The sequence below is a fragment of the Propioniciclava tarda genome, from assembly GCF_900182665.1.
Taxonomy (GTDB): domain Bacteria; phylum Actinomycetota; class Actinomycetes; order Propionibacteriales; family Propionibacteriaceae; genus Propioniciclava; species Propioniciclava tarda.
The window spans coordinates 1-13,311 of sequence record NZ_FXTL01000008.1 but is presented as its reverse complement, the minus strand read 5'-3'; the positions used below and the strand labels follow the sequence as shown (position 1 = coordinate 13,311).

General features: G+C 68.6%; 12 protein-coding genes and 1 pseudogene. 6 read left to right on the top strand and 7 right to left on the bottom strand.

Going from position 1 to position 13,311, the window contains the following annotated elements; all coding sequences use genetic code 11:
* Positions 1-11: 11 nt before the first annotated feature.
* From gap to uvrA, 7 genes and pseudogenes are all read right to left on the bottom strand, one after another.
* The gene (gene gap, locus FN821_RS07590) at positions 12-1,019 is read right to left on the bottom strand and encodes a type I glyceraldehyde-3-phosphate dehydrogenase (RefSeq protein ID WP_131171568.1); all 1,008 of its coding nucleotides are present in this window, start codon (positions 1,017-1,019) and stop codon (positions 12-14) included.
* 122 nt (positions 1,020-1,141) lie between these two features.
* Complete coding sequence (gene whiA, locus FN821_RS07585; RefSeq protein ID WP_131171567.1) at positions 1,142-2,128, bottom strand: DNA-binding protein WhiA; 987 nt, start codon at positions 2,126-2,128, stop codon at positions 1,142-1,144.
* Positions 2,129-2,133: 5 nt separating this feature from the next.
* Positions 2,134-3,054, bottom strand: coding sequence for a gluconeogenesis factor YvcK family protein (locus tag FN821_RS07580; protein WP_131171708.1), 921 nt, complete (start codon positions 3,052-3,054; stop codon positions 2,134-2,136).
* Between the two features lie 38 nt (positions 3,055-3,092).
* Entirely contained in the window at positions 3,093-3,959 is an 867-nt protein-coding gene (rapZ, locus tag FN821_RS07575; RefSeq protein ID WP_131171566.1) for an RNase adapter RapZ, read from the bottom strand.
* A 16-nt stretch (positions 3,960-3,975) separates the two neighbouring features.
* On the bottom strand, positions 3,976-5,937 hold the full coding sequence (uvrC, locus tag FN821_RS07570) for an excinuclease ABC subunit UvrC (RefSeq protein ID WP_421958042.1): 1,962 nt from the start codon (positions 5,935-5,937) through the stop codon (positions 3,976-3,978).
* 1 nt (position 5,938) lies between these two features.
* Complete coding sequence (locus FN821_RS07565; protein WP_131171564.1) at positions 5,939-6,379, bottom strand: MarR family winged helix-turn-helix transcriptional regulator; 441 nt, start codon at positions 6,377-6,379, stop codon at positions 5,939-5,941.
* A 185-nt stretch (positions 6,380-6,564) separates the two neighbouring features.
* Positions 6,565-9,408, bottom strand: a pseudogene (gene uvrA, locus FN821_RS07560) (excinuclease ABC subunit UvrA); the annotation flags it as partial.
* A 77-nt stretch (positions 9,409-9,485) separates the two neighbouring features.
* Between uvrA and FN821_RS07555 the strand changes: the two are divergent.
* The 6 genes from FN821_RS07555 to FN821_RS07530 all read left to right on the top strand — a co-directional run bounded on the left by FN821_RS07555 (position 9,486) and on the right by FN821_RS07530 (position 13,260).
* A complete protein-coding gene (locus FN821_RS07555) occupies positions 9,486-10,199 on the top strand; it encodes a maleylpyruvate isomerase family mycothiol-dependent enzyme (RefSeq protein WP_131171562.1) in 714 nt (237 codons plus the stop codon).
* A gap of 13 nt (positions 10,200-10,212) precedes the next feature.
* Complete coding sequence (locus FN821_RS07550) at positions 10,213-10,809, top strand: MBL fold metallo-hydrolase (protein WP_131171561.1); 597 nt, start codon at positions 10,213-10,215, stop codon at positions 10,807-10,809.
* Positions 10,810-10,940: 131 nt separating this feature from the next.
* Positions 10,941-11,174, top strand: coding sequence for a type II toxin-antitoxin system Phd/YefM family antitoxin (locus FN821_RS07545; protein ID WP_131171560.1), 234 nt, complete (start codon positions 10,941-10,943; stop codon positions 11,172-11,174).
* Complete coding sequence (locus tag FN821_RS07540) at positions 11,171-11,632, top strand: type II toxin-antitoxin system VapC family toxin (protein ID WP_131171559.1); 462 nt, start codon at positions 11,171-11,173, stop codon at positions 11,630-11,632. The genes FN821_RS07545 and FN821_RS07540 overlap by 4 nt, the downstream gene beginning before the upstream one ends.
* A 381-nt stretch (positions 11,633-12,013) precedes the next feature.
* The gene (locus FN821_RS14245; RefSeq protein WP_165489258.1) at positions 12,014-12,676 is read left to right on the top strand and encodes a VOC family protein; all 663 of its coding nucleotides are present in this window, start codon (positions 12,014-12,016) and stop codon (positions 12,674-12,676) included.
* Positions 12,677-12,741: 65 nt separating this feature from the next.
* Positions 12,742-13,260, top strand: a complete 519-nt coding sequence (locus FN821_RS07530) for a tautomerase family protein (RefSeq protein ID WP_131171558.1) — start codon at positions 12,742-12,744, stop codon at positions 13,258-13,260.
* The last annotated feature ends 51 nt before the right edge of the window (positions 13,261-13,311 follow it).

Sequence of the window (13,311 nt, the reverse complement as noted above, 5' to 3'; positions counted from 1 at the left end):
GTTCTTCTAGCTCAGAGCTTGGACGCGACGAGCTCGGTGAGGTCGACGAGGCGGTTGCTGTAGCCCCACTCGTTGTCGTACCAGCCGACGACCTTGACCTGGTTGCCGATCACCTTGGTGAGCTGGGCGTCGAACACGCAGGACGCCGGGTCGGTCTCGATGTCCTTGGACACGATCTCGTCCTCGGTGTAGACGAGGTAGCCCTTCAGCGGAGCAGCGGCCGCGGCGGCCTTGACGATGGCGTTGACCTCGGCGACCGTGGTCTCGCGGGCGGCCTCGAAGGTGAGGTCGGTCGCGGAGCCCGTGGGCGTCGGCACGCGCATGGCGTAACCGTCCAGCTTGCCCTTGAGCTCGGGCAGCACGAGCGCGACGGCCTTGGCGGCGCCGGTCGTGGTGGGAACCATGTTGAGGGCGGCGGCGCGGCTGCGGCGCAAGTCCTTGTGGGGGCCGTCCTGCAGGTTCTGATCCTGCGTGTAGGCGTGGATCGTGGTCATCAGGCCCTTGACGATGCCGAGGCCGTCGTTGAGCGCCTTGGCCATCGGGGCCAGGCAGTTCGTCGTGCAGGACGCGTTGCTGATGATGTTGTGCTTCGAGGCGTCGTAGAGGTTGTCGTTGACGCCCATGACGATCGTGATGTCCTCGTTCTTCGCCGGGGCGGAGATCAGGACCTTCTTGGCGCCGGCCTCGATGTGGGCCTTGGCCTTCTCGGCGTCCACGAAGAAGCCGGTGGACTCGATGACGATGTCGACGCCCAGCTCGGCCCAAGGCAGCTTGGCCGGCTCGCGCTCGGCGAGCGCACGGATCTTCTTGCCGTCGACGGTGAGGTAGTCGTCGTCGTAGCTGACCTCGCCGGGGAAGCGACCGAGGATCGAGTCGTACTTCAGCAGGTGGGCGAGGGTCTTGTTGTCGGTGAGGTCGTTGACGGCCACGACCTCCAGATCGGCGCCCTGAGCGAGCAGAGCGCGGAAGTAATTGCGGCCGATGCGGCCGAAGCCGTTGATTCCAACCTTGACGGTCATGAGGCGGTCTCCTTTTCCTAGGCAATGCCACCGGAATGTGACAGGCGGACGCTCTCATCCTAGGGGGAAACATGCCCGATCGTGTGGGCCGTCCCACCGACTATTGGTTGCTACGGCAACAATCAGTCGGCGTCGTCCAGCATGTCCGGACTGAGGTTCGCCTCGGTGCCCGGGACGCCCAGCTCGGCGGCCTTCCGGTCGGCCGTGGCGAGCAGCCGGCGGATGCGTCCGGCAACGGCGTCCTTGGTCAACGGTGGCGTGTGCAGCTGACCGAGTTCCTCGAGGCTGGCCTCTTTGTGCTCGAGTCGCAGCAGGCCGGCGAGCCGCAGGTGTTCTGTGACGCCGTCGCCCAGCAACTCCAGCGCCCGCTCGACGCGGGCGCCCGCCGCGACGGCGGCGCGTGCCGAGCGGCGCAGGTTCGCGTCGTCAAAGTTCGCCAGCCGGGTGGTGGACGCCTTGATCTCGCGGCGCATCCGCCGCTCCTCCCAGCGCAGCAAGGCGTCGTGGGCACCCAGGCGGGTCAACATGGTGGCGATCGAGTCGCCGTCGCGGATCACGACGCGGTCCACATTGCGCACCTCGCGCGCCTTGGCCGTGACGCCCAGCCGCCGGGCGGCGCCGACCAGGGCGAGGGCCGCCTCCGAGCCGGGGCAGGTGATCTCCATCGCCATCGACCGGCCCGGCTCGGTGAGCGAGCCGTGGGCCAGGAAGGCGCCGCGCCACAGCGCGGTGGCGACGTCCAGCCCCCCACCGACCAACGACGCGGGCAGGCCGCGGACGGGGCGTCCGCGGGAATCGATCAAGCCCGTCTGCCGGGCCAGCGAGTCGCCGTCGCGGATCAGCCGCACCACGTAGCGGGTGCCGCGTCGCAACTGACTCGGGGTGATGACGACGAACTCGCACGAGAAGCCGTAGAGGTCGAAGATGGCGGACTTGAGCCGACGTGCGGCCCCGCCGGTGTCCAGGTCGGCTTCGACGATGATCCGCCCGCCCGCAATGTGCAGCCCGCCCGCGAAACGGAGCAGCGCTGCCACCTCGGCTTGCCGAACGGCAGGCTTGGTGACCTTCACCGTCGCGAGCTCAGCCTTCACCTCGGACGTCAGAGCCATGAGGGTCAGCCTACAAGGCCCATCACGTCCGCATATACCGAGGCGAGGCGGTTGGGGTCGTGACGCGCGGACCCGTCGCTGGAGCGCACGTCCGCGGCGACGACCCGGGCGCCGAGGCTGGCTGCGAACGTCGCAAAGTGCTGGTCGCCGCGCAGGAAAGTCGGGTCGACGATGACGGCGTCGATTCTGAGGCCGGGCGCGTGGTCCGCCAGCACCTCCAGGTGCTCGGACGCCGTGTAGCCCTCGGTCTCGTACGAGTCGTCCAGGTTCATCGTCAGGCAACGTTTCCCTTGCGTACTCACCAAAGCTTCGGCGAGATCCGGGACGAGCAGGTGCGGGAGCACCGAGGTGAACCAGGAGCCCGGACCGATCACCACCCAGTCCGCCGCGGTGATGGCCGCCAGCGCCTCGGCCGAGGCTGGGGGCGTCCGCGGGATGAGGCGAACCGCCCGCACCTCTCCCGGGGTCTTGGCGATCGTGGCCTGCCCGCGCAGCAGGCGAATCTCGTCCGGGGCGTCCGGATCGAGCCCGATCACGTCGGCCTCGATGTCGAGCGGCACCGTCGACATGGGCAGGACGCGGCCTTGGACGTCGAGCAGCTTGCCCACCATGTCGAGTCCCTCGATGGGGTCGCTGAGCTGCTCCCAGACCCCCGCCAACAGCAGGTTGCCGATCGCATGCCCGGCCAGGGGACCATCGCCGCCGAACCTCGACTGCAAGACGTCGGCCCAGAGGCGTCCCTCACGGTCGTCGCCGCACAGCGCCGCCATGGCCATCCGCAGATCGCCCGGCGGCAGGATGGCGAACTCGCGCCGGAGGCGTCCGGACGAACCACCGTCGTCGGCGACCGTGACGACGGCCGTGACCTCGCTGGTGACGCGACGCAACGCCTGCAGGGAGGCGAACAGCCCGTGACCGCCGCCCATCGCCACGACGCGCGGCAGGCGCGAACCGGGTCGCACGCTTACTCCCGCCCGAGGTCGCGATGCATGGTGTGGCACTCGATGCCCACGAGGCGGAGTCGGCGGGCGAGCTTCTCCGTCATGGCCGTGGACCGGTGCTTGCCGCCCGTGCAGCCGATCGCGACCGTCGCCTGCCGCTTGCCCTCCCGGAGGTAGCCGGGCGCCATGACCGTCAGCATCGCCTCGACGCTGTCCAGCCAGGCCGCAGCGCCGGCGTCCGCCATGACGTACTCGGCAACTTCGGGCGTGAGTCCCGTCTTCGGACGCAGGTCCGGGACCCAGTGCGGATTGCGCAGGAAGCGGACGTCCAGGACGACGTCGGCGTCGAACGGGACGCCGTTCTTGAAGCCGAAGGACATCAAGGTCATGCGCATCGTGTCGCCGCCGGAGATGTTGAACGACTTGACCACCCGCTCGGCCAGCTGGTGCACGTTCAGGTCGGAGGTGTCGACGACCATGTCGGCCGAGGCGCGCAGCGAGGCGAGCATCGCGCGTTCGCGGCGGATGCCGTCCAACATGGCGCCGTCGCCCTGAAGCGGGTGCGGGCGCCGGACGTGCTCCTGACGCCTGACGATGACGTCGTCAGACGCCTCGATGAACAGGATCTGCGGCCGGACGCCCCGCTCGGTTAGCTCGTTCAGGGCCGTCGGAATCTCGGCGAACTCCTCGCGGGTGCGCGGATCGAGGATGACCACGACGTGATCGATCCCCCGCGCCGTCACGGTGTCGAACAGGCGAGGGAGCAGGCTCGGCGGCAGGTTGTCGACCAGATACCAGCCGCGGTCCTCCAACGGATGTGCCGCCGCGCGGCGCCCGGCGCCGGACATGCCCGTGATCACGACGAAGCGGATCGCACCCTGCTCAACCATGGCGCCCATTATGGCCTCAGAGCTCTTCGACCTCGCCCGTAGCCATGTTGACCGCCTCACCCGGCGCCTGGGCGTCGAGGGCCGCCTTGATGGAGAGCGCCGTCTTGGTACCGATGCCCGGCACCTGCGCGATGTCCTCCCAGCGGGCCTCCCGCAGCTTCTTCAGCGAGCCGAAGTGGGCCTGGACGGCCTTGCGCCGCAGCTCGCCCAGACCTGGCACATCGTCCAGGAGCGACTCGACCATGCTCTTACTACGGCGTTTGCGGTGATGCGTGATCGCGAACCGGTGCGCCTCGTCCCGGACGCGCTGCAGCAGGTAGAGGCCCTCGGAGGTGCGCGGCAAGATCAGCGGGAACTCCTCCCCCGGCAGCCAGACCTCCTCCAGGCGCTTGGCCAGCCCGATCAGCGGAACGTCGGTGATGCCGAGCTCAGCCATCGCCGCCCGGGCCGCCGCAACTTGGGGCGCACCGCCGTCGACGACCACGAGGCCGGGCGCGTAGGCGAACCGTTTGGCAATGCCCGTCGTCGGGTCGATCAGGACGGCATCGTCGCCCGTGGACGCCGCCCGGTCGTCGAGCAGCCGGCGGAAGCGTCGGGTCAGCACCTCGTTGATCGCGCCCACGTCGTTGCTGCCCTCGACGGTCTTGATCAGGAAGGTGCGGTAGTCGCTCTTGCGCGGCAGGCCGTCCTCGAAGACGACCATCGAACCGACCACGCCCGTGCCCTGCGTGTGCGAGATGTCGTAGCACTCGATCCGCAGCGGCGGGGCGGCGAGCCCGAGGGCCTCTTGGATCTCTTCCAGCGCCCGGTTGCGGGTCGACAGGTCGGACGCGCGCCGGGTCTTGTGGTTGGCGAGCGCCTCCTTCGCGTTGCGCTCGACGGTCTCCAGCAGGGTGCGCTTGTCACCGCGACGCGGGACGCGCAGTTCGACCCTGGCGCCCCGCACTTCCTGGAGCAGGTCGGTGACGGCGTCCGGAGAGGCCGGTCGCTCGGGCAGGTAGATCTCGCGCGGGATGGTGTTCGTGACCTCGGTGCCGGCCTCGGCGTCCGCGTACAGCTGGATGAGAAAGGAGTCGAGGATCTGCGCGATGGACGAGTCGTCCGCTCGATCGGCGACCCAGCCGCGCTCGCCTCGGACGCGTCCGGCCCGGACGTGGAACACCTGGAACGCGATCTCGAGATCGTCCGCCGCGTAGGCCACCACGTCGGCGTCCGTGCCGTCGGCCAGGACGATGGCGTTGCGCTCGGTCACGTGGCGCAGGGCGCCCAACTGATCGCGGAGCACCGCGGCCTTCTCGAACTCAAGGGCGTTGGACGCCTGCCGCATCTGCCGCTCGAGCCTCGCCGTCAGGCCGCTCGTGTGGCCGGCCAGGAAGTCGCAGACGTCTTGGACCAGCTCGCGATGGGCGTCCGCCTCGATGCGTCCGACGCAGGGGGCGCTGCACTTGCCGATGTAGCCCAGCAGGCAGGGGCGTCCGGACGCCTTGGCGTTGCGGAAGACCCCGCCGGTGCACGACCGCATCGGAAACACCCGCAGCAACGAGTCGATGGTGTCGCGGATGGCCCACGCCTGCGCATAGGGACCGAAGTAGCGGGTGCCCTTGCGCCGGCTGCCGCGTCCGACGAACACGCGCGGGAACTCCTCGGACCACGTGATCGCCACCCAGGGGTACGACTTGTCGTCGCGGTACTTGATGTTGAACCGCGGATCGAACTGCTTGATCCAGGTGTACTCGAGCTGCAGCGACTCGAGCTCGTTCTGGACGACCGTCCAGTCGAGCTTCGCCGCCGTCCGGACCATCGTCTGCGTCCGAAAATGCAACCCAGACGGGTCACCGAAATACGAATTGAGCCGCTGACGCAGGTTCTTGGCCTTGCCGACGTAGATCACGGTGCCGGTGGCGTCGCTGAAGCGGTACACCCCGGGGTCGGTCGGGATGGATCCCGGGGCGGGTCGGACGGGCACCATGTCGCGCAGCTTAGGCGGGGCCTCCGACAGCCGGAGCATCGGTGGCGCGGAACCGCCCCTCGAAGGAGTCGAGGGTCTCGACAATGCTGGCCATGATGCGTCCGGCCACGGCAAGCTCGTCGTCCGGCGTGCCGGCCAGCGCCTCGGTGTGGGCGAGGCCGAGGGGTCCGAAGAAGGCGCCCGCCACCTGGCGTCCAGGGTCGTCGAACCGCAGCAGGACGCGGCGTCGATCGGCCGGATCGTTGTCGCGCCGGACGTGCCCGGACGCGACCAGTCGTTCGACCACATAGGTGATCGCGGCCGGGGACAGCTGGAGCGCGGTCGCGAGGCCGCGCGCGGTCAGCGGCTCGCCGGCACGCTCGGCGCGGAAGATGGCGCTCAGTGCGCGGAAGTCGGTCGGATGCAGGTTCTGAGACTCGGCGAAGACGTGCCCGATCCGCTCGGATGCCATCCCGATCCGCTGAACGCTGTCGGCAATCGAGCGAATGAGCTCATCCCGCCCCGGCTGCTGCACCGCCCACTCTTCCCTTCATCCGGACGCCGCAGGCGCGGCCCCGATGGCCTACGACCCTACACGCCTACACGGGCACCTCCGGAGGCCGCATCAGGCCCTCATGGGGCCCGAGGCGCTGGTCAGGCCAGGACCGGCTTGAGATAGACCCCGGTGAACGACTCCGGGTTGTCGGCCACGTCCTCCGGGGTGCCCACCGCGACGACGGTGCCCCCGCGCGAGCCCCCTTCGGGACCCATGTCGATGAGCCAGTCGGCGGTCTTGATGACGTCCAGGTTGTGCTCAATGACGACGACGCTGTTGCCGGCGTCCACGAGGCGTCCGAGGACGTGGAGCAGCTTGTTGATGTCCTCGAAGTGGAGGCCGGTGGTGGGCTCGTCGAGCACGTACATGGTGCGTCCGGTGGAACGCTTCTGCAGCTCGGCGGCCAGCTTCACCCGCTGCGCCTCGCCGCCCGACAACGTGGTGGCGGGTTGGCCGAGGCGCACGTAGCCGAGCCCGACGTCGACCAGGGTCTGCAGGTGCCGGGCGATCATCGAGATGGGGCGGAAGAAGTCGAGCGCTTCTTCGATCGGCATGTTGAGGACCTCGGAGATCGTCTTGCCCTTGTAATGCACCTCGAGCGTCTCGCGGTTGTAGCGCGCGCCGTGGCACACCTCGCACGGCACGTAGACGTCCGGCAGGAAGTTCATCTCGATCTTGATCGTGCCGTCGCCCGAGCAGTTCTCGCAGCGGCCGCCTTTGACGTTGAACGAGAACCGGCCCTGCTGATAGCCGCGGACCTTGGCCTCGGGTGTCTCGGCGAACAGCTTGCGGATGCGGTCGAACACGCCGGTGTAGGTGGCCGGGTTCGACCGGGGCGTGCGTCCGATGGGCGACTGGTCGACGTGAATGGCCTTGTCGATGTGCTGGACGCCCGTGATGCCACCATGGCGTCCGGGGATGTCGCTCGCGCCGTACAGCTCTTTGGCGAGGGCGCGGTAGAGGATCTGGTTGACCAGCGTTGACTTGCCGGAGCCGGACACGCCCGTCACCGCGATCATGCGGCCGAGCGGGAAGTCGACGGTCACGTTGCGCAGGTTGTTCTCGGTCGCGTCGGCGACCGTGATCGCCTTTCCGTTGCCTGGACGCCGCACCGCCGGCACCGGGATGACCCGGCGTCCGGACAGGTAGGCGCCGGTCAGTGACTCCTCGCTGGCGAGCAGGTCGTCGCGCGAGCCCGAGACGACGACGCGTCCGCCGTGCTCGCCGGCGCCGGGACCGATGTCGACGATCCAGTCGGCGACCTTGATGGTGTCCTCGTCGTGCTCGACCACGATCAGGGTGTTGCCGAGGTCGCGGAGCCTCAGCAGGGTGTCGATGAGCCGGCGGTTGTCGCGCTGGTGCAGGCCGATGGACGGCTCGTCCAGCACGTACAGGACGCCGGTGAGCCCGGAGCCGATCTGCGTCGCCAACCGGATGCGCTGCGCCTCCCCGCCCGACAGCGTGCCCGCCGGACGGGCCAGCGTCAGGTAGTCGAGGCCCACGTCGAGCAGGAAGCGCAGCCGCTCGTTGATCTCCTTGATCACGCGCTCGGCGATGCGCGCCTCGCGCTCGGTGAGCTGCAGGTCGCGCATGAAGGCGGCCACCTCGTCGATCGCCATGCCGGCGATCTCGGCGATGTTGCGTCCGCCCACGGTGACCGCCAGGCTCGCCGGCTTCAGCCGCGCCCCCTTGCAAGCATCGCAGGGCACCTCGCGCATGTAGCTCGCAAACCGCTCGCGCGAGTTGTCGGTCTCCGCCTCGGAGAAGCGACGCCGAACATAGGGCACGGCCCCCTCGAACTTGGCGTTGAAGCTCTGGGTGCGGCCGTGCCGGGTCTTCGTCGTCACCCGGATCGTGCCCGGGACGCCGTACAGGATGATCCCGCGGACGCGTTCGGGCAGGTCGCGCCACGGCGTCCGGACGGAGAAGCCCTCCAACTCGGCCAACGCGCCGAAGAGCTGCTGAAAGTAGCCAGAGACGTAGACCGACGACCACGCGGTGATGGCGTTTTCGGCGAGGCTCTTGGTGCGATCGGGCACCAACAGATCGGGATCGACCTCGCGCTTGGTGCCGATGCCGGAGCACTCCGGGCAGGCGCCCCAGGGCGCGTTGAAGGAGAACTGCCGGGGTTCCAGCTCCTCGATGGAGATGTCGTGGGCGTTCGGGCAGGCCAGCTTCTCTGAGTAGCGCCGCTCGCGTCCGGGGTCGCTCTCGGGCAGATCGACGAAGTCGATCGACACCACGCCGGACGCCAGTTGTAGTGCCGTCTCGATCGAGTCGGTGAGGCGGCGCTTGATGGACGCCTTGACCGCCAGGCGGTCGATGACGACGTCGATGTTGTGCTTCTTCTGCTTGTCGAGCGTGGGCGGGGTGGCCAACGGATGGACCTCACCGTCGACGCGCACGCGCGTGAAGCCTTGGGTGATCAGCTCGCCGAAGAGTTCCTGGTACTCGCCCTTGCGGCCCCGGACGACCGGGGCGAGCACCTGGAACCGCGTGCCCTCAGGCAGCGCCATGAGCCGATCGACGATCTGCTGCGGCGACTGCCGACTGATCGGCTCGCCACAGATCGGGCAGTGGGGGCGTCCGGCTCGGGCGAACAGCAGACGCAGGTAGTCGTAGATCTCGGTGATGGTGCCCACGGTCGACCGCGGGTTGCGGTTCGTGGACTTCTGATCGATCGACACCGCGGGCGACAGTCCCTCGATGAAGTCGACGTCGGGCTTGTCCATCTGGCCCAGGAATTGACGGGCGTACGCCGACAAAGACTCGACGTAGCGCCGCTGCCCCTCCGCGAAGATCGTGTCGAACGCGAGCGACGACTTGCCTGATCCCGACAGCCCCGTGAAGACCACCAGCGCATCGCGCGGAAGGTCGACGTTCACGTTTTTCAGGTTGTGTTCGCGGGCGCCGCGCACCAGCAGTCGTTCAGCCACGTGCGACATGGTAGGCGCTGCCTCCGACAGTTCTTTCCCAGCCTCCTGCTCGCCGCTTCACGGGGAGAGGGCCTAAGTTGTCCCCTATGCGCGACATGATCCGCTTGGGGCAGGTGGACTCCGTCCGCAAGCGCATCGCCGACGCCACGCAGACGCTTTTGGGCGACACGATCGTGCTGACCGACGAGCAATGGTCCGAGGACACCCTGCTGCCCGGCTGGTCGCGAGCGCAGGTCGCCCACCACCTGGCGCGCAGCGCGGACGCCATGCGCAAGCTCGTGATCGCCGCCAATTCTGGACGCCAGCGCCCGCTGTACCGCTCGGACGAGGAACGTCGCGCCGAGGTCGATCGTGGAGCCGGACGCCGCGGGCTCGACCTGCAGATCGACCTCGACACCACCGCCGGCGGGCTGGATGAGGCCTTCGGGCTGGTCCACGACTGGCTGGTGCCGGTGCGCCTGCCCGTCGGCGAGTTGCCGCTCTCGGCGGTCGTGGTCGCCAGGCTGCACGAAGTGGTCCTGCATCACCTCGACATGCGCACCAGCTTCACCCTTGACCGCCTCGAGCCGGTGGCGGCGTCCTGGCTGCTGCAGTGGGCGTCCTTGTGGCTGCGGACGAAGCCCGGGCTGCCTCGGGTGGTGCTGCAGAGCGAGTCCGGCGTGACCGAGGAGGTCGGCGACGTCGGCGTCCCCAGAACCGTGTCTGGCACGAATCAGGCGTTGTGGGGCTGGATCACCGGCCGCACGGACGGTGCCGATCTCGAGGGCGCCGAGGGCATGACGTGGAGGCTGCTCGGCTGAGAGGCTGTCGGCCATGCAGATCGAACAGCGCTCCGTCGGACCCTTCGACAACAACGCCTTCCTGCTCAGCGACGGCGATGACCTGGTTCTCGTGGACGCCGCCCAGGACGCCCCCGCGTTGCTCGCGTGGATCGACGGACGACCGTTGTCCGCCATCGTCACCACGCATCGCCACCCCGATCACATCGCCGCACTGCCCGAGGTCGCCCGCGCGACCGGCGCCCGTTTGCTGACGAGCCGTCCGGACGCCGAGGCGATCGCCGCCGCCACCGGGCTTGAGCTCGAGGGACTCTGGGACGGCGACGTCGTCCGCGTCGGCGACACGGAGCTGGAGGTCATCGGGTTGGTCGGCCACACCCCCGGCGGGATCGCGCTGGCCCACCGACCGAGCGACGGTCCGGCGTCCCTCATCGTCGGGGACTGCCTCTTCCCCGGCGGGGTCGGCAAGACTCACACCCCCGAGCAGTTCGCGTCGCTGTTGGGCGACGTCACGACGAAGCTGTTCGACCGCTTCGACGACGACACGATCGTGCTGCCCGGGCACGGTTTGCCGACGACGCTGGGCGCTGAGCGTCCGCACCTGGACGAGTGGCGCGTCCGTGGCTGGTGATCACCTGTTCATCCCGATGAGCGGTCACACGCTGGGTTCCGAACTCGCGCACTTCGTCGTCTGGATGCCTTGGACGTAGGCATCCCACACCGCCAAACCCTCTGACGTATCACGCGTGATACGCTGCACGCATGACCGTGCCCGTCCGAGATTTGCGAAACAACAGCGCAGCGGTTCTGGCACGCGTCCAGGGTGGAGAAAGCGTCGTTGTCACCAAGGACGGCGATCCCGTGGCGACCATCATTCCGTTGCCCCGCAAGGCCCTGAGCACGGCTGAGCTCATCGCCCGTCGTCGGCACTTGCCGCGTGTGGACTCCCGAGCGCTCCGCGACGACATCGACGCGATCCTGGACTCCTCCTTGTGACAGGCGACGCCCCGAAACGCGCCCTCCTCGACACCAGCGCCGTCATCGACCTTGGCGACCTCGATCCCGCCGCGCTGCCCGAAGAACTCGCCATCTGCTCGATCACGCTGGCGGAACTGTCGCTCGGACCGCTCGTCGCCAAGACAGAACAGGAACGAGCCGCGAGGCAACTGATCCTTCAGCAAGCGGAGGCGGATTTCGATCCACTTCCCTTCGATGCGGCAGCGGCACGCGCCTTCGGGGTCGTCGCAGCCTCGTTGCGCAACTCAAGCCGCAAGCCGGCCGCGCGCTCCTATGACGCGCTGATCGCGGCCGTGGCCATCTCGCACGGATTGCCGATCTTTACCGGAAATCCGAGCGACTTCGCAGGTATCCCTGGACTAGACGTACACGTCATCACGAGCATGCGCGTGCCCCGAGAACCGAAATCGTCACCGTCTGGCCTCCCTGAGACGTAGTCGCCCGAGGCGCCCTTGGGTGATGGCGATGCCACGTACCACCAGCGCTGCGCCGACGGCTCGGACCAACTCATGCGCTCGCCTAACAGCAGGATCCCCAGGATGACGCCGACGACCGGGGTTTGATGAAGAGGAAACCGGCGCCCCAGGCCAGCGAGAGCAGCACGAACTGGACGATCGTCGGCACTCGAGATCCCCTGGCCAACCTCCTATCCAGGAGCACATCTTGCCTCCCCGCAGGCTGCCGACGAGCCTGGCCGAGGTTCGTACGCGCGCCGACCCCGCATGTCGGCAAGCTCAACAGAGTTCGGGCCCCTGACTGGCGGGAACAACGGCTTCCCTGACACGGTTGGCCCTTGAAAGCACCACGAACGGAGGACGATGGCGACGCGGGACCTGATCAGCAACCCCTGCCAGGACGCCTGCGCCACGATCAAGACCGACCGACGCTTTGAGGGCGCGCCCATCTACCTGTGCCCCGGCTGCGACGCCGAATGGATCGAGCTCGACGAACGGACCGAGCCCGGGGCGTCCGGCCAGCCTCAGGTCACCCCAACCCCATCGGACGCCGACGCCGACCCGGCCCTGGAAGACCACCACTTTCCTCAGGGATCGCCGAGCCCGGCGACGGCGTCCGATGTTCATCCGCAGTTGCTGCACACGGTGCTGGACGCCCACGACATCCGGGCCCTCGCGGAGTTCTACCGGCAACTCCTGGGCCTCGTGTACCGGCCGGGCGATGCTCCGCCCTTCGTCGGCGCGGACGACGCCGATTGGCTGGTGTTGACCTATCCAGATGGACGCCGCGCGCTCGCCTTCCAGTTCGACGACCATCACGTATCGCCCACGTGGCCGAAGGTCGGCGTCCCGCAGCAGCTGCACCTCGACATGACCGTGCCCGACCGCGACGCCCTGGAGGCCGTCCGAACACGCGCCGTTAGGCTCGGCGCGACCGTCCTGCTCGACCGGACGCACGATGCCGACGAGCCGCTGTACGTCTTCGCCGACCCCGCCGGCCACCCGTTCTGCATCTTCGTGGCCTGAGCGAACCCGGAGTCGCTGCCCAGCCGCCTTTGACGCGGCGCCTCGGCGAGGAGTTCGCTGGGCCCATGCCCATGATCGACGTGGAGGCAGCCCGCGGAACCTTCGCCGACCCCTCCACCCTCGCGCAGGCGCTGGCCGAGGCTGTGATGACGATCGAGCAGGTGCCCAACATCCCCATGTTCCGCAAGAACACCGCCGCCTTCGTTCACACGGTCGACGCCGTGTCGACCGTGGACGGCGATTCCAACGACGTGCGCGTTCAGGTGCTCACCAACGCCGGGGCCCTTGATCGCGACAAGCAGCTAGCCGTGGTCGAGCGCCTCACCGCCATCGTGGCGGACGCCGCCGGCGACCCGTCGCTGGCGCAGCGCACCTGGGTGCTCGTGACCGAGGCACCCGAGGGCGGCTGGGGACTCTGGGGCCACGCGCACAACCAACGCCGAGCTCGTCTCGGCTGCCCGCGCCGAGATCGGACGCCTCCAGGCCGGCTCCTCCACGGAGTAGGCCGCCGGGCCCACCAGGAAGCGGACCGGCGTCGCTCTAGGAGCCTGCTGAACAATCCGTCCGCGAGTCCGCCGCGTTGATCGGTTCTGGGCTGGAATTGTTGGGTTGTGCAGGGTGAGTCGAGTCCGCAG